We start from the raw sequence: 25,783 nt of genomic DNA on the forward strand, positions 1-25,783 counted from the left end.
TGAGAATTATTGTACAGCCTGTGCAAACTGCAGCAGGTTTTGATATCGCTGATCGATCAGCGGGTGTGGAAAGGGTGTTTCAGGGCGGGTAGACGGGATAAAGATGGTTTGCATGCCCAGGCTTTTCCCGAACTGCATGTCACTTAATGTATTGCCTACCATTACGGACGTGCTGAAATCAATATCCGGGAAATCGTGTTTTGCCTGCATACCCATGCCGGTGGCTGGTTTACGGCAAGGACTGTTGCTATCTACATCCGGGCAAAAATAGATACCATCAATTTTGCCGCCGTGCCGTTCAATTTGTTGCAGCATTTGCGTATGAATTTCCTGTAAGCCCGCTGTAGTGAGCAATCCGCGGCCAATACAGCGTTGGTTGGTGATCACAATAATGCGTTCGAAACGGTTCGCGAGAATGGGCATAGCCGCCAGCACGCCTTCACTGAAGTGAAACATATCCGGCCGGAGCACGTATCCGTCGCGGATTTCATCGTTGATTACGCCGTCTCTGTCGAGGAATAGGGTCATGATACCAATACTTTTTTTGCTGCTTCGTAATCTTCCGGGATACCGATATCGATGAAATAGGTATCGCTGATGAAACCGTATAATTTTCCTGCGTGTGCGCCGGGCTCCAGTACTTCTTTCTCAAAAGAAAATTTCTCCGGCAGCGACAGGCTTTCCAGGAAACCGGCGGAAGTGCGGTAGATGCCGCCGTTGATCAATCCTTCTTCACAATATTTTTTTTCATGGAAACGGGTGATCTGCTGATGTTCATCCAGCTGGATGCTGCCATAGCGATCAAACTGTTTCATGGGTTTCAGCGCCAGTGACAGCGGGCTTTGATGGGCCTGGTGAAAGTTATTGAATGCGGCGAGATCCACATCAAAATAAGTATCGCCGTTAACGATGAAGATCTCGTTGCCTTTCACGGCAGACAGGGCATTGATGATACCGCCACCGGTGCCTAATGGTTCCGGTTCTGTGGTAAAGGATACACGTAGCGGCAATTTCATGCTGTTGCACCAGTTTATGACTTGTTCAGACAGGTATCCGAGCGACAATACCGCGTGGTTAATGCCTTGTTTATGCAGGTATTGCAGCAGGTAATATAAAAAAGGATGTTCACCGAGGGGCGCCATGCATTTAGGCTTATCGGCCACTACGCTTCTGAGGCGGGTGCCGAGGCCCCCGGCGAGTACGATACATTCTCTCGTCATGCGCCAAACAGGTTGTTTTCCACTATTTCGCAAATAATATGTCCTACGGTGATGTGTGCTTCCTGTATGCGGGGCGTATCGCCGGAGGGGATATTGATCAGGTAATCGCTTCCTTCTTTCATTTTGCCGCCGGTGGCGCCGGTCATGCTTACAACGATCATACCCTGTTCCTTTGCTACTTTTATAGCTTCCAGGATATTAGTGGAGTTACCGGAGGTAGAAATGCCTACCAGTATATCTCCCGGGCGGCCGATGCCTTTCAGGATGCGGGCATATACCTGGTCGTAGCCATAGTCGTTGCCTACTGCGGTGATATAAGAAGTATTGCAATGCAGGGCCTCTGCATACAGTGGCTGGCGGTCTTTATAAAACCGGCCCGAAAATTCTGCGGCCAGGTGTTGTGCATCTGCGGCGCTGCCGCCGTTACCGCAGAAAAGGATTTTATGATCAGTTTGCAGGCTGTGTGTAATGGCTTCTGCTACCAGTTGGATGGTATTTAACAACGGTTCATCCTGGCAGATGGCTTCTTTTACAGCGATGCTTTCCCGGATCTTATTGGCAATGAATTGTTTCATCAGCAGATTTTTTGATTTGTTGCGTCCTTAAATGCTCCACGTTTGAATACCGTGATTAGTAAAGGTATAGCGTTTAACATCTCCGCCAAAACCGCTTAGTGCGTCTACCACAGCGAAGCGGGTATTTTTCGGACAATAGAAGATCATGAATCCGCCACCGCCGGCGCCTGAGATTTTACCACCGCTGGCGCCGGCTTTGCGGGCAGCTTCGTAAATTTCATCGAGCTGGGGGTTGGTGATGCCCTGGGCCATCTTCTTTTTATTTTCAAAGCCGTAGTTCAGGATTTCACCGATTTTATCGATGGTGCCCCGCAGCAGTGCTTCCTTCATCATCACCGCCTGTTCTTTCAGCTGGTGCATGGCTTCTATGGAAGCATCTTTTTTATCGGTTACATTTTTTTGTTGTTCGGAGATGATGGCAGAAGATAACCGGCTGGTAGATGTATAGAACAGTACCAGGTTATTTTCCAGTTCATAGAGGTTTACTTCTTTGATGCGGAGGGGATTTACAATTACTTTATCGCCCTGGTAAAACTCCATGAAGTTTACACCGCCAAAGGTGGCTGCGTATTGGTCCTGCTTACCACCGGCCTGGTTCAGGTCTTCGCGTTCAATAGAATAGGCGAGGTGGGCCATGTCATATTCTCCCAGTGGTAATTTGAGCCATTCCGCAAATGCGCCCAGTACAGCTACCACGAGGGTAGAGGAGGTGCCGAGGCCGGAGCCGGCAGGAGCATCTACAAAGGTGGTGAGTTTAAAACCGGTGGATGGTAAGGAGCCATAATCTTTTTGTACGCGGTTAATCACGCCCTTGAGGATATCCAGTTTGCCATCTAACGGTAAAGGGTATACGGCATCATAAGTAGCTGTTTCCCTTCTGTCTGCGCAGTCAAAAATCACTTGTCCGTTCTGGAGTGGTTCAATAGATGCGCGTGCATATAAAGAAATGGTGGCGTTGAGGATGGCGCCACCGTATAAGTCCGAATACGGGCTTACATCTGTGCCACCACCGGCAAGACCTATACGTAAAGGTGCTTTGCTTCTGTAAATCATGCTAGTTGTCAGGTTTAGTTTGTTGGCGATGTAGTCAACAATTATGATGCCGCTGTATTCACCAGCGGCAGATTCATCAGCGATCCGCTGCCAGCGTATGAATTTCTTTTGCCAGCCTGGCCCATGAATACTGGAGTTTCTCTTTCCGGAGAGCTTCCACCATATCTGCTTCGCGGTTTTCCACGAAATATTTTTCGATAGCGGCTGCAATAGATGCTGGTTCCGGTGCTGCCTGGAATCCTACCACGCCATCCGGCACCATTTCCACGAGGCCGCCTACATTGGTTACCACCATTGGTTTTTCAAAGTGATAGGCGATCTGTGAAATGCCGCTCTGGGTAGCGCTTTTATAGGGTTGTACCACCAGGTCGGCGGCACAGAAATAGTTTTTAACGGCTTCGTTGGGAATGAAATCGGTGTGCATCAGCACACGGTCGCCCAGTTGCAGTTTATTCAGCAGTTCCAGGTAAGGGGCTGCATCTTCATAATATTCACCGGCTACGATGGCGTGTACATCCAGCTTTTTCAGTCTTTCATCCGCCATTGCCTGCAGCAGGAGGTCGAGACCTTTATACTGGCGGATAAAGCCAAAGAAAAGAATATATTTTTTGCCCGGGTTCAGTTTCAGTTGGGTGCGGGCTTCTTCTTTGGATATCAGGGGGCCGTAGTTATCGTAGATAGGATGCGGAATGAGGGAGGCTTTTTTTACCGGTTCAAATACCCGCAGGTCGTTGAGTACCGACTGGCTCATGGCAATGAAGGCATCTACCGGTTTCAGGAAGTACTTTGTAAAAGCAATATCCCCGGGTCTTTTTTCATGCGGTACTACGTTATCCAGTACTGCAATTACTTTGGTATGTTTTCTTTTGCCTAACCGGAGCAGGGAGCCTAATGCCGGGCCCATGATGGGCAGCCAGTATTTGGTGATGATGATATCCGGGTTCATTTTCCGGATTTTGCGGCCGGTTATTAACCAGTTCAGCGGATTTACGGAGTTGATCAATCTTTTGATGCGGAGATGTGCCGGAGCGGGGTCGGTAGAGAACTGGCTTTTTCCGGGGAAAAAGAATTTGGGGTATTGTATGGTAAAGGTCCATATTTCAACCTCATCTGTTTGCTGGAGTTCTTCTGCGAGTCGCTCGTTATAAGCAGCCAGCCCACCCCGGAAAGGGTAGGCTGTACCTAAAATAAGTATTTTCTTTTTGTTAGCCATAGATTCAGATAACGATAGTGAATGAGCGGATCAGCGTCTGCGGTTATGTAGATGCGATAACTGCAACTCTTCATCCGTAACATTACTGGTGTGGTCCATCCGCTCTTCCACCAGGTAGGAATTACGTTCGGTGGCATTGCGTGTTACCAGCTCTCCGATAAAACCGGTGAGGAATAACTGGGAACCGATGATCATACAAAGCAGCCCGAAATAAAACAGGGGTCTGTCTGTCATATTTACTTTATCAAAGAATATTTTTGCCAGTGCGAGGTAAGCGGCTACTACAAATCCCACGAAGAAGGAGAGGGAGCCCAGTGCGCCGAAGAGGTGCATGGGGCGTTTGCCGAATTTGCCGATAAACATGATGGTGGCCAGATCCAGGAAGCCGTTGATAAAGCGTTCCAGTCCGAATTTGGTGACGCCGTATTTGCGGGCGCGGTGTTCCACTACTTTTTCCCCTATTTTACGGAAGCCATTCCATTTGGCGATAACGGGGATATAACGGTGCATTTCCCCGTATACTTCTATGGACTTCACCACTTTTTTGCGATAGGCTTTCAGACCGCAGTTCATGTCGTGCAGTTTCACGCCGCTCATGCGGGTAGTGGTGTAGTTGTATAATTTTGAAGGAAGGTTTTTGGTGAAGGCATTATCGTAACGTTTCTTTTTCCAGCCGCTCACGAGGTCGAATCCTTCTTCCACGATCATGCGGTAGAGTTCCGGTATTTCATCCGGGCTATCCTGGAGATCGGCATCCATTGTGATTACTACGTCTCCCTGTGCTGCATTGAAGCCTTCGTTGAGGGCGGCTGACTTGCCATAGTTGCGCTGGAATTTGATCCCTTTTACAAGGGGATTCTGCGCAGCCAGTTGTTGTATAACGGCCCATGAGTCGTCGGTACTGCCATCGTCCACCATCCATACCTCGTAGGTGAAATGGTGTGCGTCCATCACTCTTTCAATCCATGCCGCGAGTTCCGGCAGGGATTCTTCTTCGTTTTTTAAAGGAACGATTACGGATATGTTCATCTTAACAGAATAGTATTATTATAATGGTCTTTCAGCTGGCTTTTTGCGTAAGATCAGTGCGATAATTGCTGATACTGCAAAATAGAATATAATTCCCTTCAGAAAGTCCATGAAAGATTTTTTAATACCAACGTTGAAATCGGTTTTACTTAATTCATCCAGTTGTTTATCAATTTCCTCCTGCGGGGCTTTGAATTTGTGCATCCACTTTTCTGTAGACTCCAGCAGGTTATCTTTCAGTGCGCCTACCAGTGATGGATCAATATATTTATACAGTATATACTGGTAAACGGTAATAAAGGCCGTTCCGATGATAAACGCCGTGAATACGGGTTTCAGTACTTCTTTAAAACCGATATAACCTCCCTGTTGTTTTCTTGCTTCCAGGCCGGCGAATATTGCAATAACGATAAACACTGCCAGTTGCAACACGCTGTTCCACCATGCAAACAGTACAGATGGGCCGGCGACGTAGGTAATTACGTTCAGGAATATCAGGGATACGCCTCCCACTATGCCCCATAACAGGCCTGGGTTAGAACTTTTCTGCATATAGGTTAATTATTTAGATGAAATACGGGTCCATTCACAGTGGCATGTACTTTTCCCTTCAGTTGTTCGCCAATATACGCTGAATTTTTGGACCGGGAAGCGATGTGGGCTTTGGTAAACTGCCAGCTGGCTTCCGGGTCAAAGATGGTAAGGTTGGCGGCGGCGCCTTCCTGCAGGGCAGGCTGCGGCAAACCGAATATTTTCCGGGGGTGAATGGTGAGCATGTTGATCAGCTGTTCCAGCGGCAGGTGGGGCAGGTATTGCCTTATTACGCCGAAAGCGCTTTCCAGGCCGATCATACCGTTTTTAGCGTATTCAAACTCTACCTGTTTGGCATCCCAGTCCTGCGGTGTATGATGGGTGGCGATGCAATCTATGGTGCCGTGTAAAACGGCTTCCTGCAGGGCTTTCACATCGTCTGCACTGCGCAGCGGCGGATTTACCTTCAGGTGGGTATCGTAGTTGATGAGCTGGGCATCGGTTAATGACAGGTGATAAGGCGTTACCGAGCAGGTGACTTTGATTCCTGCTGCTTTGGCGGCCGCGATCATTTCCACTGATTTGCGGGTGCTGACACCGGTAAAGTGGATGCGTGAATCGGTGTATTTCGCCAGCTCAAGGTCGCGCTGAATGATGAGTTCTTCTGCCAGTGCGGGTTTGCCGGGCATTCCCAGCCGGGTGGAGTAGATGCCTTCGTGCATGAGTCCATGTGCGGAAATACTCTGGTCATCCGGCAGTTGTATGAGGGTGCCGTCGAATGCTTTGATGTATTGCAGCGCTTTGAGCATGAGGCCGGGCGACTGTAAAGGTTTGAGGCCATCGGAGAAGGCTATGGCGCCTGCCTGCTGCATTTCATACATTTCTGCGAGGCCGGTACCTTCCAGGTTTTTAGTGGCAGCGCCAATTGGCAGTACTGTGACCGCCGAATGACGGGATCTGCTCAGTACGTATTCGATTTGCGGTTTGGTATGCAGGGCAGGCTGGGTGTTAGGTACTACCATCACGGTGGTATACCCACCGGTAGCAGCAGCCTTGATGCCGCTTTGCAGATCCTCTTTGTGTTCCTGTCCGGGGTCGCAGAAATGTGCGAAAACATCCATCCAGCCGGCGGAAACATGCAGGTTATCACCTGAAATAACCGTTGCCCGGGCATCTTCGAGGTTGTTACCGACCTGCTGAATGATGCCGTTCTGAATAGAAATGTCTTTTTGCTGCCCGTGCAAGGGTGAGGAAGGCGCTATGATCTTTACGTTCTTGAGTAGTATGTGCATGCTTTACGTTCTATAACCGGTCCGAAAATACAGGGGCAAATGTAACATAAAACTGTTAATTGTTGAAGGGAAGGGCGCCCTACTTTTCGGATGGCTGTTCAGGTTGGTATGATAATTGAAAATGCAGGGGTAGCAGATCAAAATAACTACTGATGATTGATTACCTTTCTAACCTCGTAGCACGGATATGCGACCGCTCAGAACAATTGCATAATGGCCAGACGACCAGCTGGCAGGCCCTTCGCGAAGCAGAACAACTCGCCAATCACGCTTATATACCCCTACTTTATCAATACATTGAGCAGGAGCCCGACAAAGATAAGCGCCGCGCCGCCTGCTTTATTATCACCCAGCTTTCCAGGAATACCAATGATCCGGAAGTAATCCGTTTCCTGTTGGACCGGCTCAGAATTGAACAGGACGCCGATATGATCACTGCCATGCAGCAGGATTTGGAACGCGGACTTGCCATACCAGGCTATATTAACCTGGAACCGTTACTAAATAATACGCTTTCACTTAATAATAATGTCCGCCGCTCCGCACTGCTGGCGCTCAGAGGTACCCGCCACCCCGCGGTGGAAGACTGGGCCCTGAACCTGCTGAAGCGCACCGTGAATGAATATGACATCTATTATGTTACCCTGTTGCTTCATAAAGTAGGTACCCAGAAAAGTGTGCCCGCCCTGCGCAGGCTCCTGGAATACCATCGTCAGGATGTGAAAAGCCTGGCCTTCGCTGCTATCGCTGATATTGAGAAAGAGAAAGAAGCCATGTTCTATACGCGCTGCCTCATGCGCGGACAACTCAAATTTGAAGCGATGGAAGCCATTTATAAATACGCTGATGAGAATGCGATCCAGGCAGTAACCGCCCGCATTACTGAGCTGTTATCGAAAAGACGCAGCAGCGCCCGGATGACGATAGAAACCGTAAAGAATGGCTTTACAGACCTGATGCTGGGCATGGAATTCCTGTTCCGCTTCCGCACCGCGAAATCGGATGTGAAAAAAACATTCTCCTGGATTACAGAAAAACGAGCCGACTACCTGTTGCCAGAAGAAAGGGAATGGGTGAAAAAACATCTTGTGAGCGCGTAACGGGTAAAACCTTAATTTAGCTCCCCAAAAAGAAGGATGAAGAAAGCTTTCCTATTGCTTTTGACAGGATGGATGACGGGTGGGCTGCAATATACCTATGGCCAGCAGCGTCAGTACACCATGACGGAAGCCACCAATGGGCTCCGGCAGCAATTGGCCCCCGAACGGTTAAAACAGTTTGAATGGGTACCCGGTGAAAACGCCTACACCAGGGTGCTATCGGAAAAAGACAATTACGCCTGGATAAAGGTGGCGCTACCCGCCGGTAAAACAGATACCCTGCTGACACTGTCCCGGCTCAATGAACAGTTATTTTCTTCCAAACCTCTTCGCGGCGTACCTCCGCTGCATTGGCTATCCGCCACCAGCGCCTGGTTTTCAATCGGCAACACGCTATATAAAGGACAACTGCAAAATGGCGTTATGCAATTCAGCCATTGGTGCGAATTACGCAAAGAAGCAGAGAATGTAACAGTGAACAACCAAAGCGGCCAGATTGCCTGGACAGAAAAGAATAACCTCTTTATCCGCACCACCAGCGGCAATGTACAGGCAGTTACCAACGACGCCGATATCAATATTGTGAATGGAAAAAGCGTTCACCGCGAGGAATTTGGCATTGATAAAGGTACCTTCTTCTCCCCCAAAGGCGATCAGCTGGCATTTTACCGCATGGATCAGCGCATGGTAAATGATTACCCGATCATCGACTGGTCGGTAACGCCTGCGCATAATACCAACATCAAATACCCGATGGCAGGCGGTAAATCACATGAGGTAACACTCGGTATTTATCAGCCATCTACCCAAAAAACTATTTTCCTGAAAACCGGCGGACCGGCAGATCATTACCTGACCTGTGTTACCTGGGCGCCTGATCAGCAATCCGTTTACGTTGCGCTGCTGAACCGCGAACAAAATCACCTGTGGCTGAACCAATACAGTGCTGCCACCGGCGAACTGGTAAAAACATTGTTTGAGGAAACAGATGCTAAATACGTACATCCTACCCATCCGTTAACTTTTGTTCCCGGCACAACCGATCAGTTTATCTGGTGGAGCGAAAAAAGTGGCTATAACCATTTGTATCTCTATAATACCAACGGGGAACAACTGCGGGAGATTACCTCAGGTAATTGGGTGGTGAATGAACTGACGGGTTTTAATCCGAAGAAAAATGAAATCATCATAACGGCTTCTAAAGAAAGCCCGATGGAAAAACACCTGTATAAGATTAATTATAAACAGAAAACAGCTGCGCTTTCGCCACTGGATAAAGCAGCCGGCTGGCATGATGCACAGGCCAGCACCGATGGCAGTTGCGTGTTGGATGCCTATAGTTCCGGTACCACGCCCTATGTGGCGAGAGTAGCTGCCACCACTGGTAAATTTGAGCAAAATATTATTACCGCTGCCGATCCGCTGAAAGATTTCCAGCGTCCGCAGATCAGGCAGGTAACCCTGAAAGCTGATGACGGTACGGCTTTATATGGTAAACTGATCCTGCCGGTTAACTTTGATTCTACCAAAACTTACCCGGTAATTGTATACCTGTATAATGGGCCTAATGTGCAGTTGATCCGTAACACTTATCCCTACAGCGGTAATCTCTGGTATGAATACATGGCGCAGCATGGCTATGTGATTTTTACAATGGATGGCCGCGGCAGCGATAACCGTGGAAAAGCTTTTGAACAGGCCACTTTCCGGCAGCTGGGTACGGTGGAAATGAATGATCAGTTACAGGGTGTGGCTTACCTGAAGTCGTTGCCGTATATTAATCAGCAAAAGATGGGCGTACATGGTTGGAGCTTTGGCGGTTTTATGACTACATCGCTGATGCTGCGTCATCCGGATGTGTTCCAGGTAGGAGTAGCCGGCGGACCGGTGATTGACTGGAGCATGTATGAAATTATGTATACCGAGCGCTATATGGATACGCCGCAGGAAAACCCGGAGGGATATGCCAATTCCAACCTGCTTACCAAAACAAAAAATCTGCAGGGGAAGCTGATGCTGATCCACGGCACCAATGATGATGTAGTGGTTTGGCAGCATTCGCTGGATTTCCTGAAGGCTTGTGTAGATAACGAAGTACAGGTAGATTATTTCGTATATCCGGGACATTTACATAATGTGTTGGGAAAAGACAGGGTTCACCTGATGCAGAAGATCACGGATTATTTTGATGCCCACCTGAAGTAGTTTTCAGATTTCTCCTTAAAGCGAAGATCATAGCGAAAAATTAATATTCGCTGTTATCTTCGCTTTATTATTTTACGCTACTTGCGATCAGCTAATCTTAAACAGTCAACAATGAAGTATTTATTCCTCGCTATGAGTCTCTTAACAGTTACCTCGTTAGCGGCACAGCAAAAGAAACACAAAGTGTTATTTATTATTGCGGATGGTATTCCGGCAGATGTGATTGAGTCGCAGCCCACCCCTCACCTGAAGCGTATAGCGAAGGAAGGCGGGTATTGCCGTGCCTACGTAGGAGGGGAGAAGAAGGGTTACTCACAGACGCCTACTATTTCAGCGGTAGGCTACAATAGTTTGCTCACCAGTACATGGGTGAATAAACACAATGTATGGGACAATGATATTGCCGCGCAGAATTATGCCTATCCCAGCATTTTCCGGTTTTTTAAATCGGCCTATCCTGAAAAGAAGACCGCTATTTTTTCCACCTGGCTGGATAACCGCACCAAGCTGGCAGGAGATGGATTAGCGCAAACGGGTAATCTGCATATTGATCATGCGGTGGATGGGCTGGAACTTGATACCGTGCAGTTTCCGCATGATAAAGACAGCTGGTATATCCACCTGATTGATGAAACCGTAGCCGGTAAGGCAGCAGATTTTGTAAGAAGTGATGCCCCTGATATGACCTGGGTATACCTGGAGTACAGCGATGACATGGGACATCGTTATGGCACCGGTGAGCGGATGGATACGGCCGTGCGGATGACGGATGATATGGTAGGTAAGATCTGGGATGCGATGGAATACAGGCGGGCGAATTTTAATGAAGACTGGCAGATCTATATCACCACGGATCATGGTCGTGATGCGCATGGCGGTCATGGTCACGGTGGGCAATCGGACCGTGAGCGGACCACCTGGATTGTAACCAATGCAAAAGGTTTGAATCCTTACTTTAAAACGGCGCAACCGGGTATTGTAGATATTCTGCCGTCTATTGCGCGGTTTATGAATATCTCTATTCCTGTTGAGAATGCGCGTGAACTGGATGGCGTGCCGCTGACAGGCGCTATTTCACTGGCGCAACCTACTGCGAAGTTAGCGCAGGATCAGTTGCAACTGGGTTGGAAAGCTTATGATAAAAAGGGAACCGTAAAAATATGGGTTGCTACTACTAATCACTATAAAACCGGTGGGCACGACGACTATAAGTTACTGGGAGAAGTACCTGTATCAAAAGAAAGCGCCAGTATCAGTGTAAAGTCGCTGCCATCTTCATTTTACAAGATTGTATTGGAAGGGCCGTTAAATACGGTGAACCGGTGGGTAGTACAACAATAGCTAAAACAACGGAAAACAGGCTTTACGCAAACGCTTGCGCGGATAACGCAAGCGTTTGCGTACATGGAATGCCAAAAAAATCATGTAGAATCGTTGTAGCAATTAATCAGAAAGTGAACTAAGCTGGAAAAGCAGCAATTATAGACAGCGAACAATGAAGTCGAATAACCTGCCACGGTCAACTACTGTGGCAAGGTTATCGATAAGATAATGCCTCAGCGGTGATGTATCACCAGTTGCGACTCCATGACAGTGCGTTGAAAATCATTCAAAGCATGTTCCCCGTTCAGGAGTGATAATAACATATTAGTAGCCGCCTGGCCCTGTTCATAAGGGAACTGCTCCACAGATGCAGCAGGAGGAAAGGCTGTATACCCGCTTACCGGTGTATTGGCGTAAGATACAAAAGTTATGTCCTTATTTATTTCCAATTTTTGTTTCAGGGCATATTGTACGGCATCCATTGCTACATAGTCGTTGAAAGTAACGATGGCGGTTACTTTTCTTTTGAGCGACAGGAGGTACTGCATGGCTTCTTCTGTGCCTGCCGCGGTGAGATCCGCATTGACGATCATTTTGGGATCGTATTTCAGGCGGTGTTTCTGTAGCGCGCGGATGTAGCCGGTAGCGCGTTCCTTGCTGGCCACCATTGTTTCGGGGCCATTGATCATGCCAATTACGCGGTGGCCTTGTTTCAGCAGGAAATCCACCGCCTGCACCGTGCCTGATTCCAGGTTGCAGGATACAGCGTGCATATTCGGGAGGTTGGGAATGCGATCAAAGAAAACCACCGGGATGCGTGCCTGTTGCAGCATTTCAAAGTGTTCGTAATTGCTGGTGTTTTTTCCGATAGATACGATGCAGCCATCCACCCGGTGCTGTTTCATGCTCTGGATGATCTGCTTTTCGCGGGCTTCATCGTCGTGCGACTGCCCCAGCAATACCGTATAGTTATTGCTGTAGGCGGTGTCTTCAATACCACTGATAGCGCTGGCAAAGAATGCTTCCGACAGTTCGGGTAAAAGGATACCGATCGTGAATGTTTTACCCTGCTGGAAATAGATAGCGGTCTGGTTGCGTTCATAATTCAGTTCAGCAGCCAGTTCTTTTACCCTGGTTTTGGTTCTTAAACCTATACTGTGATGATCATGTAACGCTCTTGATACTGTGGATACAGAGATGTTCAGCCTTTTTGCAATTTCCTTTATTGTTGGTTGACCAGAAGAAACCACCTTTCTCATACATTTCAGCAATTAATAGAAAATAGATACAGCGTATACTCTGCCGGACAAGTTACTTAGATATTGGAAAATATTAACTTTTTTTTATGAATAAAGCATCTTTAGGCTGATGGTTTTATTCTTTTTAAGCGTGTCAACATCTAATGCCAGCCGGATTCTAACGATCTTCTAACGGACTGAAGGGGGCTTCGGCCTGCTATTTGCTATAGAGGGGTTGCTTTCCATTGTATCCCCCACTATTTATATATACTTATTTCTTAGATTATTAAAAAGTATAATTTTATGAAAATAGCACAACTAGCCTTGCCGGTAGCTTTAGTAACCATTTTTGCATCCTGTTCTGCCCCTCGTAAATTAAGAGAATCGCAGGCCAGGAATGCGCAACTTGATAGTCTTTACCGCGCTACCTACGGTAAGCTGAGAACCTGCGAAGAAGATGCCGCCCGTGCCGCTGCATCGTACAAGGAGAAAGTAACGAACTTAACGGAGCAACAGGAGCAACTGAAAACCAACAATACCCAGATGCTGGATCACCTGAAGGAGCTGTCTGTAATTTCCGGCGCCCAGGCAGAAAGTATCAAGAAATCCCTGGATAACATCGGCGCCAAAGACGCTTATATTAAAGACCTTCAGTCGGCCATTGCCCGTAAAGATTCGCTGAACATGCAGCTGGTAATGAACCTCAAGGGCGCTATTGGTAATATGGATGATAAAGACATCAATATTAAAGTGGACAAGGGTGTGGTATATATAGATATCTCCGATAAACTGCTGTTTAAAAGCGGCAGCTACGAAATCAACGAAAGGGCCAAAGAAGTACTGGGTAAAGTGGCTAAAGTGCTGATTGCCCAGCCGGATATTGAGTTTATGGTAGAAGGCCATACAGATAACGTGCCTTACCGTCCGAATGTATTGCTGGATAACTGGGATCTGAGTGTGAAGAGAGCGACTTCCGTGGTACGTATCCTCCAGAACCAGTACAACATTCCGCCAGCGCGCATGACTGCCGCGGGTAGAAGCGAATACCTGCCTGTTGCTTCCAATGATACCGCAGAAGGTAAAGCAGCTAACCGCAGAACAAGGATCGTGATACTGCCGCAGCTGGATCAGTTCTTCAAATTACTCGAGAAACCAGCGAATTAATGATCGCCTTCGGCGATTGTAAATTGTCTTGGAGCAGAATTAGACTGATTACACTGATTGGATCAGTTTTGATTTTTAAAGATTAGGGAAGATAAAAGCAAAAATATCCGCTTTTATCTTCCCTAATCTTTTTATAGAAAATCCTGAAAGTAAAATCAAAACATAATCAAATCAGTGTAATCAGCATAATCAGTCTAATCCTGCTCCAAGACAATTTCGTCGCCGAAGGCGATGCCTACATGGCAGGCTTGGCCGCTGGTTTTTTGCCAAAGAAATACGTGAGGCTCCCCATGAAGTATTGGGTGAGAATAGTATTCCGTTGCTGTTCTATATAAGTGGGGGATTGCATCGTGAGCAGCGATTGATTTTGTTTCGTGAGATCGTAGGCATAGAGTTTTGCCTGGAAGCTTTTGTCTTTCCCAAAAGTTTTGGCAATCCAGCTGTTGAGCACTACAAACTGCTGATGCTGACTGGTATTGTTGAAATACAGGGCTGCGCTGCCGATGCTGATATTGGCAGGAAGAAAAACGTTAGCTGAAAGCGATACATTGTACATCAGGTAATCAGCATGTTTATTATTCTGGACAGCGTAAACGCTGCTGATATACAGCATGCTCACAAACGCTTCCAGTTCCAGCACTTTTTTATACATCCAGGAGCCGTTCATCATTTGCGTGACACTCAGATCGCTGGTGCGGCTTTTGACCTGGTTGATGAATGAATTATTCCGGCTGAAATAATAGGACAATGAATAGTTAAGTGTAACAGCTGGTTTGCTGAATCTTTTACCTATTGAAAAATCCTGGTTAAAGCTAAAGTTTCCATCCACATTTACGGGTTGATTGATTTGCCGTCCGGCGGAGTCGGAGTAGATGGATTGTGTCATGGCGTTATTGGGCAAATCGGCGCCCAGGTTGGTACTGAAGGTAATGCCCTTTACACTGAACGAACGATAGCCAACAGAGGCGGAGTTATAAATAGATGGTTTCAGGTCAGGGTTGCCCAGCTGCACATACAGCGGATTCCGGGTAGATACTACCGGCAGGTATACATTGGGAGGAGGGACGCGTGTTTCCCGGTTTATTCTCAGGTCCAGGCTTTTGTAGTTGTCTATTTTATAGAAAAGCGACAGGTTGGGCGACAGGTAATGAATCCTTTGCAGGAACTCATTCCCCGCGGTGAAGTTATTGCTTTTTGAATCTGTGATGTTGTAAGCAATATTTAACTGCCCTTGTATTTTTGTTTTATTAAGAAAGAGTCCTGTACCAATTGACTGCTCATTGATGTTATTTTTAAACCGGTAGGTCAGGTCCTGGTTAACAATATCATATCCCTTCTTTTCATTGTCGAAATCAAAAGCGTCCTGGTTGTTTTTTGTGAGGTTGTTGGTTATTTTATAAGACACATTCAGGTACACGGAAGGGAAGAGCGGATATTGATAGTTGATGCGGGCCATCAGCTTACTGACATTTATTTTTGCATTTACCTGCTGGTTGATGGTATCTGCCAGGTTTACGGGAACGAAGGTGTTCAGGGTAGTATTCTGCTGTTCATCTTTTGTATTATTCTGTTCAATGTTGAAGGAAACGCTTACACTGCCCAGGGTAGGGCTGAACTGGTGGTTATATTGTGTAGTCAGGTTGATAATATTACTCCGTCTTGTTTCCAGGTTGTTGGTATTACCAAAGTTAATAGTGTCGTTATTTTTCCCGCCTATTGAAATGTACTTATTGAAAGAGCGGAAGGTGTTGCGCTGTGTGTTGGCTGACATATCTATTGAGATGAGGTTTTTTTCATCCGGTTGAATGGTCAGGTTGGTAAAGAGGATATTCATGTTGGCGGTACTTGCCGACGTATTGTTGCTGTTATAGCGGAAGTTACTGTCCGGCAGTACATTGTCGCGCTGTTGCCACTGGCTGTTATCCACGTTTTGACTTTGGTGCAGGAAGTTGGCGTTGAGCTTTATTTTTTTTGAGATGTCGGTACCGAGGTTTGCGCTGAGGTTGTTTTTGTTGGAGATGCCGCCCATCATACTTTCCGCCCTGCTCAGGTTTTCATCGGTGGAAGCGGGACCGCGGGAGGAGTTTATGTTATTGATGTATCCCATCACTACGGCTTGTTTGGTATCCCGGAACATATTGACGTTGGCGGAGGCATTGTACCGTTTGTCTGTTCCATAACCTGCGCCAGCGGCGCCATTGAGTCCTTTCTTGTATTCCTTTTTAACGGTGATGTTGATCACTTTTTCATTTTTACCTCCTTCCACCAGGCCATCTACTCTTTTTCTGTCGATGACCTGTATTTTATCAACAATATCTGCCAGCAGGTTCTGTGTTATTTTTTTTGTATCGCCGGAAGAACTGTTACCATCCTGGAAGAGGGGTCTTCCGTTTACCAGGATGGTTTTTATGGCGGTGCCCTGGAAAGACAGGTTCCCGTCGGCATCGATGGTGATGCCGGGGAGTTTATTGAGGAGGTTTCTTACAGAAGCATTTTCTGTTGTCTGGAAATCGCCTGCAGAAAATTCAACGGTATCTTTCCTGATGGTGAACGCCGATTTATTTACTTTTACGTTAACGCTGTTTAACTTGATGGGGTTGCGCTGAAGGCCGGAATAGCGAAGGTCTACCTGGAATACCTTTGCTGATTTTTCTGATATCATGATGAGTGAGGTAGCGGCATCGTATCCCATAAAACTGATCGTGATCACATAGTTGCCCAGGGGGATTTTTTTGAGCGTAAAATCTCCGGATTCACTGGTGGTGCCCTGTGCTTTAAGAATTGATCTTTCTGCGGTGAAGAGCAGTATATTTGCTCCTGCCAGTGGTCTTCTGGTGTCTTTATCATACGCATGGCCTTTTATTTCTCTTTGTGCTGAAAGTGTGAAATGATTTCCTATCAGAACTACAGTTAACAATAATGCGTAGTATTTTGCCATGCGAGGATCTTGGTTAAATTCAATACAATGATAATATTGAAGCATCTTCATTCCGTTAATCAATACCAAATGTTGTCGGAATGGTTAAAGAATTATTAATAAGATAATGTGATTAACAATTGATTTACAAACTATAGGGAAGTGATTATTGGAGTATTTTTTGATGAGATGTCTTTCTTTTTTAATCTGCGAACCTTAGTAATAAGAATTTTGTTTAGATAAATTACCATTTTATGAATACAGCTACGTTAGTAAAATCGCTGAAGGACATGTTGCTCAAACCCAATGCACACGTTACTTTCAACGATTCAGTAAAAAAACTGCCCGCCGGTTTGAGAGGTGTGGTACCAGCCGGCATGCCTTACAGCATCTGGCAACTGGTGGAACATATCAGGATTACGCAGTACGATATCCTCGACTTTTCAAGGAACCCGGACTATAAGGAAATAGCGTGGCCAAAGGCGTACTGGCCGGAGGAAACTGCTCCAAAGGACGATACCGCCTGGAAGCATAGTGTGGAGCAGGTGGATAAGGACCTGCATGCTTTCATTGACCTGCTGGAGCAGAGCGATGACCTGTTCGCACCTTTTCCGTATGGCAGCGGGCAGCACTTATTCAGGGAAGCGGTGTTGCTGCTGGACCACACCAGTTATCATACCGGTGAAATTGTGGCGCTCAGAAGAATGCTGAACGCCTGGCATTAATTAAATACATTTCCATAAACAATCCGTAAACCAGTGCCTGCGGTCGAAGAAGCGGGCCACTGGTTTGAATCCTGCGTAGGCGGCCAGCTGGTCTGTTTCTTCCAGGCTGTACTTCTGTGAGATCTCCATATAAATAGATTCGTTTTCCGCGAAGTGAATAGTGGTGTCTTCCCCGATATGCACCTGTTGGTTTGCCAGGCTGATGAGATAACTTTTACAGGCGCCGGTAACGGGATCGTAGGTAGGGAAGTGCTCAAACTTTGAGATATCAAAATCTGCGTACAATTCCCTGTTAATACGGTGTAAAAGGTTGAAGTTAAAGGCGCGGGTAATACCGGCGGAGTCGTTATAGGCATTCAGGATTACCTGCGGATGTTTTTTAAGATCGAAGCCGGTCAGCAGCAGGTCGCCGGGCTGCAGGTACTGCCGCATCTGCTGGCAGAAGCTCCTGGCGGCGCTCACGCTGAAGTTGCCGATGTTGGCGCCCATAAAAAGCAATACCTTCTTTTTGGCGGTTACTTTATTTGCCTGCTGCAGCATATGGAAATATTCCCCGTTTAAGCCATGCAGTTGCAGGCCCGGTACCTGCGAAGGCAGGTTCTTTTCCAGCTGCGTGATCACATTGGCGGAAATGTCGATCGGGAAATACGTATAATCTATACCGTTATTGATCAGCTGTTGCAGTAAGTGAACGGATTTGGTGGCATCACCTGCCCCCAGCTCCACCACATCAAAATAGCCGGCGTATAACTGTAACGCCTGTACTATTTGTGCGGACTGCTGCTGGAGGATTTCCATTTCGCACCCGGTTAAGTAGTATTCATGGCATTGCATGATCTGTTGAAAGAGTGCATCGCCGGCTGCATCATAGAAATATTTGGGGTCCAGGTATTTCTGGGGTGCAGTGAGGCCCTGCACCACGTCGTGATAAAATATATCGGTGGCTGGTTTGCGCTTGCATGGCGCAAGTACATTAGGAATTACAGTCATAAATATTTTTTGATGTTCTGAACTTGGATATCAGGAAAACAGCGGGCTGCTTTTCTGATATCCGGATCATTTCATAACGGTGTCTCAATCATCCTGCCAATCTTATCCCGGTAAATTGCCATCTCAGTGAAGGATGGAAAAAGTTACGGTAAGTGATACGGCTGTGGTTTGGAGAAGTTACTTCAGAGCCACCACGTAATACCATCTGATTGATCATGAACTTTCCATTATATTCTCCGATGGCGCCGGGCGCCTTTGCAAAGCCGGGATAGGGAAGATAAGCGCTTTCGCACCATTCCCACCGCTGGCCCCATGCTAATTGGGGCGCGGCCACTTCCCACTCAAACTCTGTTGGCAGCCGCTGTCCTTTCCAGGCGGCATATGCAGCTGCTTCGTAGTAGCTGATATGCGTAACAGGTGCATCCGGCATGATTGGCTGAAGCCCCTGCCACGTATAATGCATCCATTTGCCATCGATGTTGTACCAATACATCGGGGTGGTTACCTGGTTATTTTTTACCCAGTCCCATCCTTCCGCGTGCCAGTAACGGAAATCCTGGTAGCCACCGGCCTGGATAAAGTCCAGGTATTCCGTGTTGGAGACCAGTGCGGTACTGATCTTATAATCTGCCAGGTAAACGGTATGCCTGCCCAGTTCATTATCAAAACAAAATCCATCTCCGGCAAAGCCGATATCGTATACGCCGGCACGTATATTTAACCAGGTATCGCCGGGATTGTTCACTAAGGGTATATCTTTATGATGAATATCGTAGGCCGGGAACAGGGGATTATGCCCGAGGATATACTTAATATCTGTGTACAGCAATTCCTGGTGCTGCTCCTCATGGTTCAGGCCGAGAATAAACAGCTCCTGCAGTTCCGGTGACAGTTCTTCTTTCAGAAAAGCTATCATGGCTTCATCCACATATTTCCGGTAGCGCATAATATCCTCTACTGCGGGGCGGCTAAGGTTACCACGGTTGGTGCGGATCACCCGTGCGCCAACAGATTCATAGTAGCTGTTGAAAACATAATTGTATTGAGGGTCAAAAACCGTGTAGTCTTTGGCGTTAGGAAGCAGGATAAATGTTTCAAAAAACCAGGTGGTGTGGCCCAGGTGCCATTTAGGCGGACTTACATCCACAATAGGTTGCACTACATAGTCTTCCGTTTTTAGCGGCGCGCAAATTTTTTCGCTTCTCCGCCGTACTGTTTCATATTGTTCTTTCAATAACATAATTACAGGTGCTTACTGTTGATTCACATATTTTGTAAAGTCAGAAATGCTGCTGATATGCAGTTCTTTTGCTGCAGCTCTCCGCATCATTAATGCGTAAGTATTATTAAAGCCGATGGGTTGCAGCCATTTGATATGATATTGTTTTTCAAATGCTGCGCTTACATAGTCGTATACTTTCCGGCTGTCGCCGATAATGCTGTCGGTTACCTGTTGCGGCGCCTGGAGTAATACGAGTAAACCGGTGCCGGTATACTCCGGGTACATATCTATCTGGTCATTTACCAATGCGTCGAACACGATTTTTGTACCGCCTAATCCTGTTTTGGTGACTGCCGCAAGGCCGGTATGTCCTTCGATCAGCATCTTGTACATGGCAGCGAGGATATAGCCATCGCCGAAAATTTTTGAACCGATGCGGATACTGCCTTTGGCGCCGTTGCCAGCTGGTTTCCAGAGTTGACGGGCAACGAGAAAGTCTTTTGCCACTTTCTCGGGATTTTGTTTCAGGTAGTCGACGCGGTAGTTCAATTCCGTCATGATACTATCATTAATTGTACCAACCAACAGGTTGAGTGCCGGTTCCAGTTCCGGGTATTTCTGCAGGGTTTCTTCCCGTACGATGGGAGCGGCATAATAGGGAGGAAAAATATGTTTATCATCTTCCAGTACTACCAGGTCAAATGCTTTTACCCTGCCATCTGTGCTGCTTCCGCTGATAACGTCCAGCTTTTTTTCATAAGCAGCTTTATACATGATCATGTCGCTGATCACAAGGGTACGGATATGCAGGCCATATACAGATTTCAGTCCGAGGTTACCGTCTTTTCGGCCCATAAATTCGGGGGTAAATCCCGCCAGCATTTTACCGCTGTAAGTATCGGGCAGAAGATAGAAAGAGGAGAGGAGCAGGAAGATAAAGGGCAGCGCGTATAATGTTTTACGGGCTTTCCGGATATTGATGTGCTGGAGCAGCGACAGGAGCCAGTCGAACAGCAATGCCAGCAAAGCTGCGGGGATGGCTCCGGCCAGCATCATATTGGTATTATTGAGTGCGATGCCGCCAAAGATAAATTCCCCGAGTCCGCCTGCGGCGATATAAGCGGCCAGGGTGGCTACGCCTACGTTGATCACTGTTGCCGTGCGGATACCGGCCAGTATAACGGGCATGGCCAGTGGCAGCTGTACTTTCATCAGCATCTGCCGGCGGCTCATTCCCATGCCTGTAGCCGCTTCTGTAACATTAGGATCTACTCCGCTGATACCGGTATAGGTATTACGGATAATAGGTAGTAATGCATAAAGAAACAAGGCTACTATAGCGGGTTTGGGGCCAATGCCCAGCAGGGGAATCATGAACCCCAGCAAGGCGATGCTCGGTATGGTTTGCATTATGCCGGCGAAGCCGAGTACAGGTGCTGCCAGTCTTTTTTTACGGGTGATGAAGATACCGGCGGGTACGCCTATGGCTACGGCCAGCAGCACGGATATAAAGGTAAGTCCGGTGTGCGTGAGGGTTTGTTCCAGCAGTTTACCGGATTGTTGTTCTACAAATTCAAATAAGGTTTCGGTTGCTTCCATGCCGTTGTGTTAATTTTTATAGGCAGCTATTGCCTCCATCAGTCCATTCCCGTCAATTATTTTTTGTTCCTGTTCATGTGTTACGGTTACCGGTTGGCGCGTGATAGCTTCCAGGGCATCCCAGCAGGTGCTGGAAGCGGCTAGTTGTCCGTTTCCCGGCGCAGCGGAAGATGGCAGCCATTGCCACAGGTCTTTTATTTGCAGGGATTTCAGTTCCAATTGTAGCCGTTGCGGATCGAGGAACGACCTTACAAAATCGTTGGCCGGATGGAAGATCAGTTCCGCGGGCGTGCCCAGTTGCTGGATACGTCCTTCATTCATGAGGCAGATCCGGTGGCCCAGTTCAAAGGCTTCTTCCACATCATGTGTTACCAGGATGATGGTCCGGTGGCTGATTTCGTCGAGCGATTTAAACTCTTTCCTGACGCTGATGCGTGTGAGCGGGTCCAGTGCGCCGAAGGGTTCATCCATGAGGAGTACCGGCGGATCTGCTGCCAGTGCGCGGGCCAGGCCAACGCGTTGCTGTTGTCCGCCGCTGAGTTGTTGCGGATATACTTCAGCGTAGGTGGCAGCAGGTAAACGGAGTTTATCCATGAGCGTAGTGGTACGATCGTGGATACGTTTTTTATCCCACTTCAGCAGGGAGGGTACGAGGCCGATATTGTCGCTCACGGTGTAGTGCGGGAACAACCCGGTGTTTTGTAATACATAGCCGATGTTGCGCCGGAGTATTTCAGGAGACAGTCCCTGTATTTCTTTCCCGTTTATAAAAATCTGGCCGCTGTCGGCTTCCAGCAAACGGTTGATCATGCGGAGGGTAGTGGTTTTACCGCAACCGCTGGTGCCAAGCAGCACAAGTGTTTCCCCTTCTTTTACTTCAAAAGAAATATCATCGACCGCTTTTTTTCCCGGACCAAAATATTTGGAAACATTCGACAGTTTAATCATTCGGTATATATCAGATTGTGGAAAAAATTGCTCATTATGGAGCAGGTTTCTCCAGGGTCATAAAGAGATTGTTTAATGATTCTGCATAGAGCGGATGGGCAAACACCATTTCACGTATCTGTGTGGCGGTGATACCGCCCAGCATGGCCATTTGCAGGATGGACATGATTTCGCCGCCTTCCGTGCCTATTACAGCGGCGCCCAGGATTTTATTGGTCTGTTCGTGCACCAGCGCTTTCATAAAACCTCTTGTTTGCCCCGTTTCTATGGCCCTGGCAACTTTGTCCATACTCAGGCACGCAATTTTAAACGGGATACCTTCTTTCCGCGCTTCTTTTTCCGTGATGCCGATACGTCCGAGTTGCGGATCGGTGAACATACAATAAGGTACCTGCCGGTCTTTTATACCGGTGTTTGCATTTTCAAAAAGGTTCTTATAAATAACGAGATAATCGTTATAGGAGATATGTGTGAATGCAGGCCCGCCTTTTACATCGCCGAGGGCATAGATGCCCGGTTCGGAAGTTTCCAGCCGGTCGTTTACCTGTATAAATCCTTTTTCATCCGTGAGTACATTTGTTTGCTGCAGTTGCAAAGCTGCGGTTTGTGGTGTGCGACCAGTTGCTATTAATATATGCGTGCCCGTTATAGTGTCTTTGTCTTCGCCGGTGGTTATGTCCACGCTGAGCTTTTTCCCGTTGCGGGATATGCGGGTTACCTGTGTGCCGGTGTGGATCTGCATGTTTTCCGATTCCAGCATTTTTTTTATCACTGCCGCCACATCGGGATCTTCTTTTGATACCAGTTGTGAAGCGGATTCTATCACGGTAACGTGACTGCCTAAACGTTGGTAGAGCTGTCCCATTTCCAGGGCGATGTAACTGCCTCCGAGAATGATCAGTTCTTTAGGGATTGTTACTTCATCGAGCAGTGTGGTGGAAGTGAGATACGGTACATCCGCAAGGCCGGGGATGGACGGAATAAAAGGCGTGGCGCCGGTATTGATGAAAATGTGATCTGCTGTTAATATATTTTCTTCTCCCTTATGCCCGGTTACCGTGATTGTTTTATGACCGGTGAAGACAGCTGTTCCCATGAAGATGCTTACATTGTTTGATTGTAAACCTTTGATTGTTCCTCCACGGAATTCTGTTACGATATTATTTTTCCGGGCTACCATAAAAGGCAGGTCTACCATGAATCCGTGGCTGTGAACGCCCCAGTCTTTACTATGAAAAACGGTATGTGCCACTTTTGCGCAGGCGATCATTGCTTTGGTTGGGGTGCAGCCGTCGTTAATGCAGGTGCCACCGGGATATCGTTGTTCAATGATAGCAGTTTTCCAGCCTTTTTCTTCCAGTTTTTTCGCCAGCGGGTTTCCACCCTGACCGGATCCGATTACTATTGCGTCAAATTTCTGCATACGGAAAGATTTAGGATGCGGGGCCAAAGATTATACCAATGAAAAGTAAGTAAATTTTGCGAATGTAAGCGGATTTTGTCTTTCTCTGGATTACGCTGATTATACTGATTACTTTGATTTTACTTCTGGATTTTTTTGGATTTAAAAGATTAAGGGAGATATAAGCGGGTATTTTCGCTTATATCTCCTCTAATCCTTTAAAAATCAAAAATGATCAAATCAAAGTAATCAGTATAATCAGCGTAATCCAGAGAAAGACAAAATCCGTATCTTTGCGGCTGCTGCGAAAAAATATAGATTTTGGTAAAGATTGATAACATAACGCTTCCTGATTTTCCTTTGTTGCTGGCGCCTATGGAGGATGTGAGTGATCCGCCTTTCCGGGCGGTGTGCAAGGATGCCGGCGCCGACCTGATGTACACGGAATTTATTTCCAGTGAAGGGTTAATCCGTGATGCCATGAAGTGCCGGAAGAAGCTCGACATTTTTGAATATGAGCGCCCGGTGGGGATACAGATCTTTGGCGGGGATGAAGACAGCCTGGCGATGGCGGCCAGGATCGTAGATGTTACCAATCCTGACCTGCTGGATATCAATTTTGGCTGCCCCGTGAAAAAGGTGGCCGGAAGGGGCGCCGGCGCCGGTGTACTGAAAGACCTGGACCTGATGGTGCGGCTCACTGAAGCCTGTGTAAAGGCCACTAAGCTGCCGGTTACCGTGAAAACCAGGCTGGGATGGGACGATGACTCAAAGAATATTGAAGAAGCAGCAGAACGGCTGCAGGACGTAGGCATCAAAGCCCTGGCGATCCACGGCCGTACCCGTTGCCAGATGTATAAAGGCGAAGCCGACTGGACCCTCATCGGCAAAGTGAAAAATAACCCCCGTATACATATTCCCATTTTTGGCAATGGAGATATCAACAGTCCGCAGAAAGCGCTGGAATACAAAAACCGTTACGGTGTGGATGGCATCATGATTGGCCGCGCGGTGATTGGCTATCCGTGGTTATTCCGGGAGATCAAACATTATGTGAATACCGGTGAAATGATGGCCGGCCCCACCCTGGAAGAACGTATTGGGGTAAGTAAGAAACACCTTCGCCTGTCGGTAGAATGGAAAGGACCGGTACAGGGGATTAATGAAATGCGTGGTTGCTACGCCAATTACCTGAAGGGACTGCCTGATATCAAACAATTCCGCACCCGGCTGGTGACTATGAAAACTGTGGAAGAGGTAGAAGCCGTACTGGATGAGATTGAAGCTTACTACAAAGGTATTGAGCTGGCTGACGCCCCGATTGAATTAATTGATTATCATCAGAAGTGCCCGTTATAGACAGAAAATTTTATGATATAATAAAACTAATTATGCGTTTGTTTTGTTATATCATAAAATTTATAAGATGTCCAGATTTTTCTCATTCGCCACTGCGCTTGTTCTTAGCACCATAGGCTTCTTTTCCTGCCACACATCTCCGGAAGGAAAAACAAATACCGACAGCACTGCCGTTGTTTTACCGGGCGTTGCCAATGCCCGTGACCTGGGATACCAGGAGCAGCAACAGATTGAAAAAGTCATATACGGTTTTTGCGAGCATTTCGATAACAGCGATCTGAATAAATGCGTGGAATTTATGGATGACAACATCCGTGGTGAAATTGACGGGGTGAAACTACAAGGTAAACAAAACTGGACTGCTAAAATAGATTCCCTGCTGCTGAGTATCCGGAATACTCATTACCAGTCGAGGCACCTTATTTCCAATATGCAGTTTTATCAAGGCGCCAATGATACGGTGCGGGTAACGATGTATACCAGTAACCTCTGGACAGACCTTACCACCGGGCAGATTCAACTGATGTCCGTTGGTTATTATAAGGGAAAGGTTGTGAAGAAAGATGGAAAATGGGTTATCGCTGTATTGAATTCTTTGCCTGATAGCCGGTTGGTAAAGAAATTTTACCAGGATGTTCGCAGCGATCGGGAGGTATTACAATAGTGAATGATTTTATT

Annotated in this window: 22 protein-coding genes; 7 read left to right on the forward strand and 15 right to left on the reverse strand. The window is 47.2% G+C overall.

Going from position 1 to position 25,783, the window contains the following annotated elements; genetic code table 11:
• Positions 1–6: 6 nt before the first annotated feature.
• The 8 genes from ACMXI2_RS08105 to ACMXI2_RS08140 all read right to left on the reverse strand — a co-directional run bounded on the left by ACMXI2_RS08105 (position 7) and on the right by ACMXI2_RS08140 (position 6,913).
• Positions 7–528 carry a D-glycero-alpha-D-manno-heptose-1,7-bisphosphate 7-phosphatase gene (locus ACMXI2_RS08105; RefSeq protein WP_079468064.1) on the reverse strand — a complete coding sequence of 174 codons (522 nt, stop codon included), beginning with the start codon at positions 526–528 and terminating at the stop codon, positions 7–9.
• Positions 525–1,220, reverse strand: a complete 696-nt coding sequence (locus ACMXI2_RS08110; protein ID WP_483781184.1) for a nucleotidyltransferase family protein — start codon at positions 1,218–1,220, stop codon at positions 525–527. The genes ACMXI2_RS08105 and ACMXI2_RS08110 overlap by 4 nt, the downstream gene beginning before the upstream one ends.
• On the reverse strand, positions 1,217–1,795 hold the full coding sequence (locus tag ACMXI2_RS08115; protein ID WP_483781185.1) for a D-sedoheptulose-7-phosphate isomerase: 579 nt from the start codon (positions 1,793–1,795) through the stop codon (positions 1,217–1,219). The genes ACMXI2_RS08110 and ACMXI2_RS08115 overlap by 4 nt, the downstream gene beginning before the upstream one ends.
• A 27-nt stretch (positions 1,796–1,822) precedes the next feature.
• Positions 1,823–2,848 (reverse strand): GHMP family kinase ATP-binding protein, encoded by a 1,026-nt coding sequence (locus ACMXI2_RS08120; RefSeq protein WP_483781186.1) that lies wholly within the window; start codon positions 2,846–2,848, stop codon positions 1,823–1,825.
• A 76-nt stretch (positions 2,849–2,924) separates the two neighbouring features.
• Positions 2,925–4,061, reverse strand: a complete 1,137-nt coding sequence (locus ACMXI2_RS08125) for a glycosyltransferase (RefSeq protein ID WP_483781187.1) — start codon at positions 4,059–4,061, stop codon at positions 2,925–2,927.
• A gap of 30 nt (positions 4,062–4,091) precedes the next feature.
• Entirely contained in the window at positions 4,092–5,090 is a 999-nt protein-coding gene (locus ACMXI2_RS08130; RefSeq protein WP_483781188.1) for a glycosyltransferase family 2 protein, read from the reverse strand.
• A gap of 18 nt (positions 5,091–5,108) precedes the next feature.
• On the reverse strand, positions 5,109–5,642 hold the full coding sequence (locus ACMXI2_RS08135) for a DUF4199 domain-containing protein (RefSeq protein ID WP_483781189.1): 534 nt from the start codon (positions 5,640–5,642) through the stop codon (positions 5,109–5,111).
• A gap of 5 nt (positions 5,643–5,647) precedes the next feature.
• Positions 5,648–6,913 carry a dihydroorotase gene (locus tag ACMXI2_RS08140; protein ID WP_483781190.1) on the reverse strand — a complete coding sequence of 422 codons (1,266 nt, stop codon included), beginning with the start codon at positions 6,911–6,913 and terminating at the stop codon, positions 5,648–5,650.
• 152 nt (positions 6,914–7,065) lie between these two features.
• Between ACMXI2_RS08140 and ACMXI2_RS08145 the strand changes: the two genes are divergently transcribed.
• From ACMXI2_RS08145 to ACMXI2_RS08155, 3 genes are all read left to right on the forward strand, one after another.
• Positions 7,066–8,013, forward strand: coding sequence for a hypothetical protein (locus ACMXI2_RS08145; RefSeq protein ID WP_483781191.1), 948 nt, complete (start codon positions 7,066–7,068; stop codon positions 8,011–8,013).
• A 36-nt stretch (positions 8,014–8,049) separates the two neighbouring features.
• A complete protein-coding gene (locus tag ACMXI2_RS08150) occupies positions 8,050–10,218 on the forward strand; it encodes a S9 family peptidase (protein ID WP_483781192.1) in 2,169 nt (722 codons plus the stop codon).
• A gap of 111 nt (positions 10,219–10,329) precedes the next feature.
• Positions 10,330–11,559 carry an alkaline phosphatase family protein gene (locus tag ACMXI2_RS08155; RefSeq protein ID WP_483781193.1) on the forward strand — a complete coding sequence of 410 codons (1,230 nt, stop codon included), beginning with the start codon at positions 10,330–10,332 and terminating at the stop codon, positions 11,557–11,559.
• 215 nt (positions 11,560–11,774) lie between these two features.
• On the opposite strand, the gene ACMXI2_RS08160 is transcribed toward ACMXI2_RS08155, so the two are convergent.
• Complete coding sequence (locus ACMXI2_RS08160) at positions 11,775–12,800, reverse strand: LacI family DNA-binding transcriptional regulator (RefSeq protein ID WP_483781194.1); 1,026 nt, start codon at positions 12,798–12,800, stop codon at positions 11,775–11,777.
• A gap of 282 nt (positions 12,801–13,082) precedes the next feature.
• Between ACMXI2_RS08160 and ACMXI2_RS08165 the strand changes: the two genes are divergently transcribed.
• Positions 13,083–13,943, forward strand: a complete 861-nt coding sequence (locus ACMXI2_RS08165; protein WP_483781195.1) for an OmpA/MotB family protein — start codon at positions 13,083–13,085, stop codon at positions 13,941–13,943.
• Between the two features lie 235 nt (positions 13,944–14,178).
• Here the strand turns inward: ACMXI2_RS08165 and ACMXI2_RS08170 are convergent, their stop codons facing one another.
• Positions 14,179–16,881, reverse strand: coding sequence for an outer membrane beta-barrel protein (locus ACMXI2_RS08170; protein WP_483781196.1), 2,703 nt, complete (start codon positions 16,879–16,881; stop codon positions 14,179–14,181).
• A 233-nt stretch (positions 16,882–17,114) separates the two neighbouring features.
• Here ACMXI2_RS08170 and ACMXI2_RS08175 point away from each other — a divergent pair, with 233 nt between their 5' ends.
• On the forward strand, positions 17,115–17,585 hold the full coding sequence (locus ACMXI2_RS08175) for a DinB family protein (protein WP_483781197.1): 471 nt from the start codon (positions 17,115–17,117) through the stop codon (positions 17,583–17,585).
• Here ACMXI2_RS08175 and egtD read toward each other — a convergent pair whose 3' ends face one another.
• From egtD to ACMXI2_RS08200, 5 genes are all read right to left on the reverse strand, one after another.
• The gene (gene egtD / locus ACMXI2_RS08180; protein WP_483781198.1) at positions 17,586–18,575 is read right to left on the reverse strand and encodes an L-histidine N(alpha)-methyltransferase; all 990 of its coding nucleotides are present in this window, start codon (positions 18,573–18,575) and stop codon (positions 17,586–17,588) included.
• Positions 18,576–18,663: 88 nt separating this feature from the next.
• The gene (gene egtB / locus ACMXI2_RS08185; RefSeq protein WP_483781199.1) at positions 18,664–19,815 is read right to left on the reverse strand and encodes an ergothioneine biosynthesis protein EgtB; all 1,152 of its coding nucleotides are present in this window, start codon (positions 19,813–19,815) and stop codon (positions 18,664–18,666) included.
• Between the two features lie 12 nt (positions 19,816–19,827).
• The gene (locus tag ACMXI2_RS08190; protein ID WP_483781200.1) at positions 19,828–21,396 is read right to left on the reverse strand and encodes an ABC transporter permease/substrate-binding protein; all 1,569 of its coding nucleotides are present in this window, start codon (positions 21,394–21,396) and stop codon (positions 19,828–19,830) included.
• Positions 21,397–21,405: 9 nt separating this feature from the next.
• Positions 21,406–22,344 (reverse strand): ABC transporter ATP-binding protein, encoded by a 939-nt coding sequence (locus tag ACMXI2_RS08195; protein WP_483781201.1) that lies wholly within the window; start codon positions 22,342–22,344, stop codon positions 21,406–21,408.
• 34 nt (positions 22,345–22,378) lie between these two features.
• Positions 22,379–23,767: a mercuric reductase gene (locus ACMXI2_RS08200; protein ID WP_483781202.1), complete on the reverse strand. Its 1,389-nt coding sequence runs from the start codon at positions 23,765–23,767 to the stop codon at positions 22,379–22,381.
• 300 nt (positions 23,768–24,067) lie between these two features.
• Between ACMXI2_RS08200 and dusB the strand changes: the two genes are divergently transcribed.
• Complete coding sequence (gene dusB / locus ACMXI2_RS08205) at positions 24,068–25,105, forward strand: tRNA dihydrouridine synthase DusB (protein WP_483781203.1); 1,038 nt, start codon at positions 24,068–24,070, stop codon at positions 25,103–25,105.
• Between the two features lie 67 nt (positions 25,106–25,172).
• The gene (locus tag ACMXI2_RS08210) at positions 25,173–25,769 is read left to right on the forward strand and encodes a nuclear transport factor 2 family protein (protein ID WP_483781204.1); all 597 of its coding nucleotides are present in this window, start codon (positions 25,173–25,175) and stop codon (positions 25,767–25,769) included.
• Positions 25,770–25,783 lie beyond the last annotated feature (14 nt).

This window comes from Chitinophaga sp. G7 BAM 1005 (assembly GCF_057126945.1).

Excerpts from the sequence above, each read along its gene's own strand:
- ACMXI2_RS08145 (WP_483781191.1), top strand. The coding sequence starts at position 7,066 with ATGATTGATTACCTTTCTAACCTCGTAGCACGGATATGCGACCGCTCA.
- ACMXI2_RS08110 (WP_483781184.1), bottom strand. The coding sequence starts at position 1,220 with ATGACGAGAGAATGTATCGTACTCGCCGGGGGCCTCGGCACCCGCCTC.
- ACMXI2_RS08130 (WP_483781188.1), bottom strand. The coding sequence starts at position 5,090 with ATGAACATATCCGTAATCGTTCCTTTAAAAAACGAAGAAGAATCCCTG.
- ACMXI2_RS08165 (WP_483781195.1), top strand. The coding sequence starts at position 13,083 with ATGAAAATAGCACAACTAGCCTTGCCGGTAGCTTTAGTAACCATTTTT.
- egtB (WP_483781199.1), bottom strand. The coding sequence starts at position 19,815 with ATGTTATTGAAAGAACAATATGAAACAGTACGGCGGAGAAGCGAAAAA.
- ACMXI2_RS08135 (WP_483781189.1), bottom strand. The coding sequence starts at position 5,642 with ATGCAGAAAAGTTCTAACCCAGGCCTGTTATGGGGCATAGTGGGAGGC.
- ACMXI2_RS08210 (WP_483781204.1), top strand. The coding sequence starts at position 25,173 with ATGTCCAGATTTTTCTCATTCGCCACTGCGCTTGTTCTTAGCACCATA.
- ACMXI2_RS08140 (WP_483781190.1), bottom strand. The coding sequence starts at position 6,913 with ATGCACATACTACTCAAGAACGTAAAGATCATAGCGCCTTCCTCACCC.
- egtD (WP_483781198.1), bottom strand. The coding sequence starts at position 18,575 with ATGACTGTAATTCCTAATGTACTTGCGCCATGCAAGCGCAAACCAGCC.
- ACMXI2_RS08120 (WP_483781186.1), bottom strand. The coding sequence starts at position 2,848 with ATGATTTACAGAAGCAAAGCACCTTTACGTATAGGTCTTGCCGGTGGT.
- ACMXI2_RS08175 (WP_483781197.1), top strand. The coding sequence starts at position 17,115 with ATGAATACAGCTACGTTAGTAAAATCGCTGAAGGACATGTTGCTCAAA.
- ACMXI2_RS08155 (WP_483781193.1), top strand. The coding sequence starts at position 10,330 with ATGAAGTATTTATTCCTCGCTATGAGTCTCTTAACAGTTACCTCGTTA.
- ACMXI2_RS08125 (WP_483781187.1), bottom strand. The coding sequence starts at position 4,061 with ATGGCTAACAAAAAGAAAATACTTATTTTAGGTACAGCCTACCCTTTC.
- ACMXI2_RS08115 (WP_483781185.1), bottom strand. The coding sequence starts at position 1,795 with ATGAAACAATTCATTGCCAATAAGATCCGGGAAAGCATCGCTGTAAAA.
- ACMXI2_RS08190 (WP_483781200.1), bottom strand. The coding sequence starts at position 21,396 with ATGGAAGCAACCGAAACCTTATTTGAATTTGTAGAACAACAATCCGGT.
- ACMXI2_RS08160 (WP_483781194.1), bottom strand. The coding sequence starts at position 12,800 with ATGAGAAAGGTGGTTTCTTCTGGTCAACCAACAATAAAGGAAATTGCA.
- ACMXI2_RS08170 (WP_483781196.1), bottom strand. The coding sequence starts at position 16,881 with ATGGCAAAATACTACGCATTATTGTTAACTGTAGTTCTGATAGGAAAT.
- ACMXI2_RS08150 (WP_483781192.1), top strand. The coding sequence starts at position 8,050 with ATGAAGAAAGCTTTCCTATTGCTTTTGACAGGATGGATGACGGGTGGG.
- ACMXI2_RS08200 (WP_483781202.1), bottom strand. The coding sequence starts at position 23,767 with ATGCAGAAATTTGACGCAATAGTAATCGGATCCGGTCAGGGTGGAAAC.
- ACMXI2_RS08195 (WP_483781201.1), bottom strand. The coding sequence starts at position 22,344 with ATGATTAAACTGTCGAATGTTTCCAAATATTTTGGTCCGGGAAAAAAA.
- ACMXI2_RS08105 (WP_079468064.1), bottom strand. The coding sequence starts at position 528 with ATGACCCTATTCCTCGACAGAGACGGCGTAATCAACGATGAAATCCGC.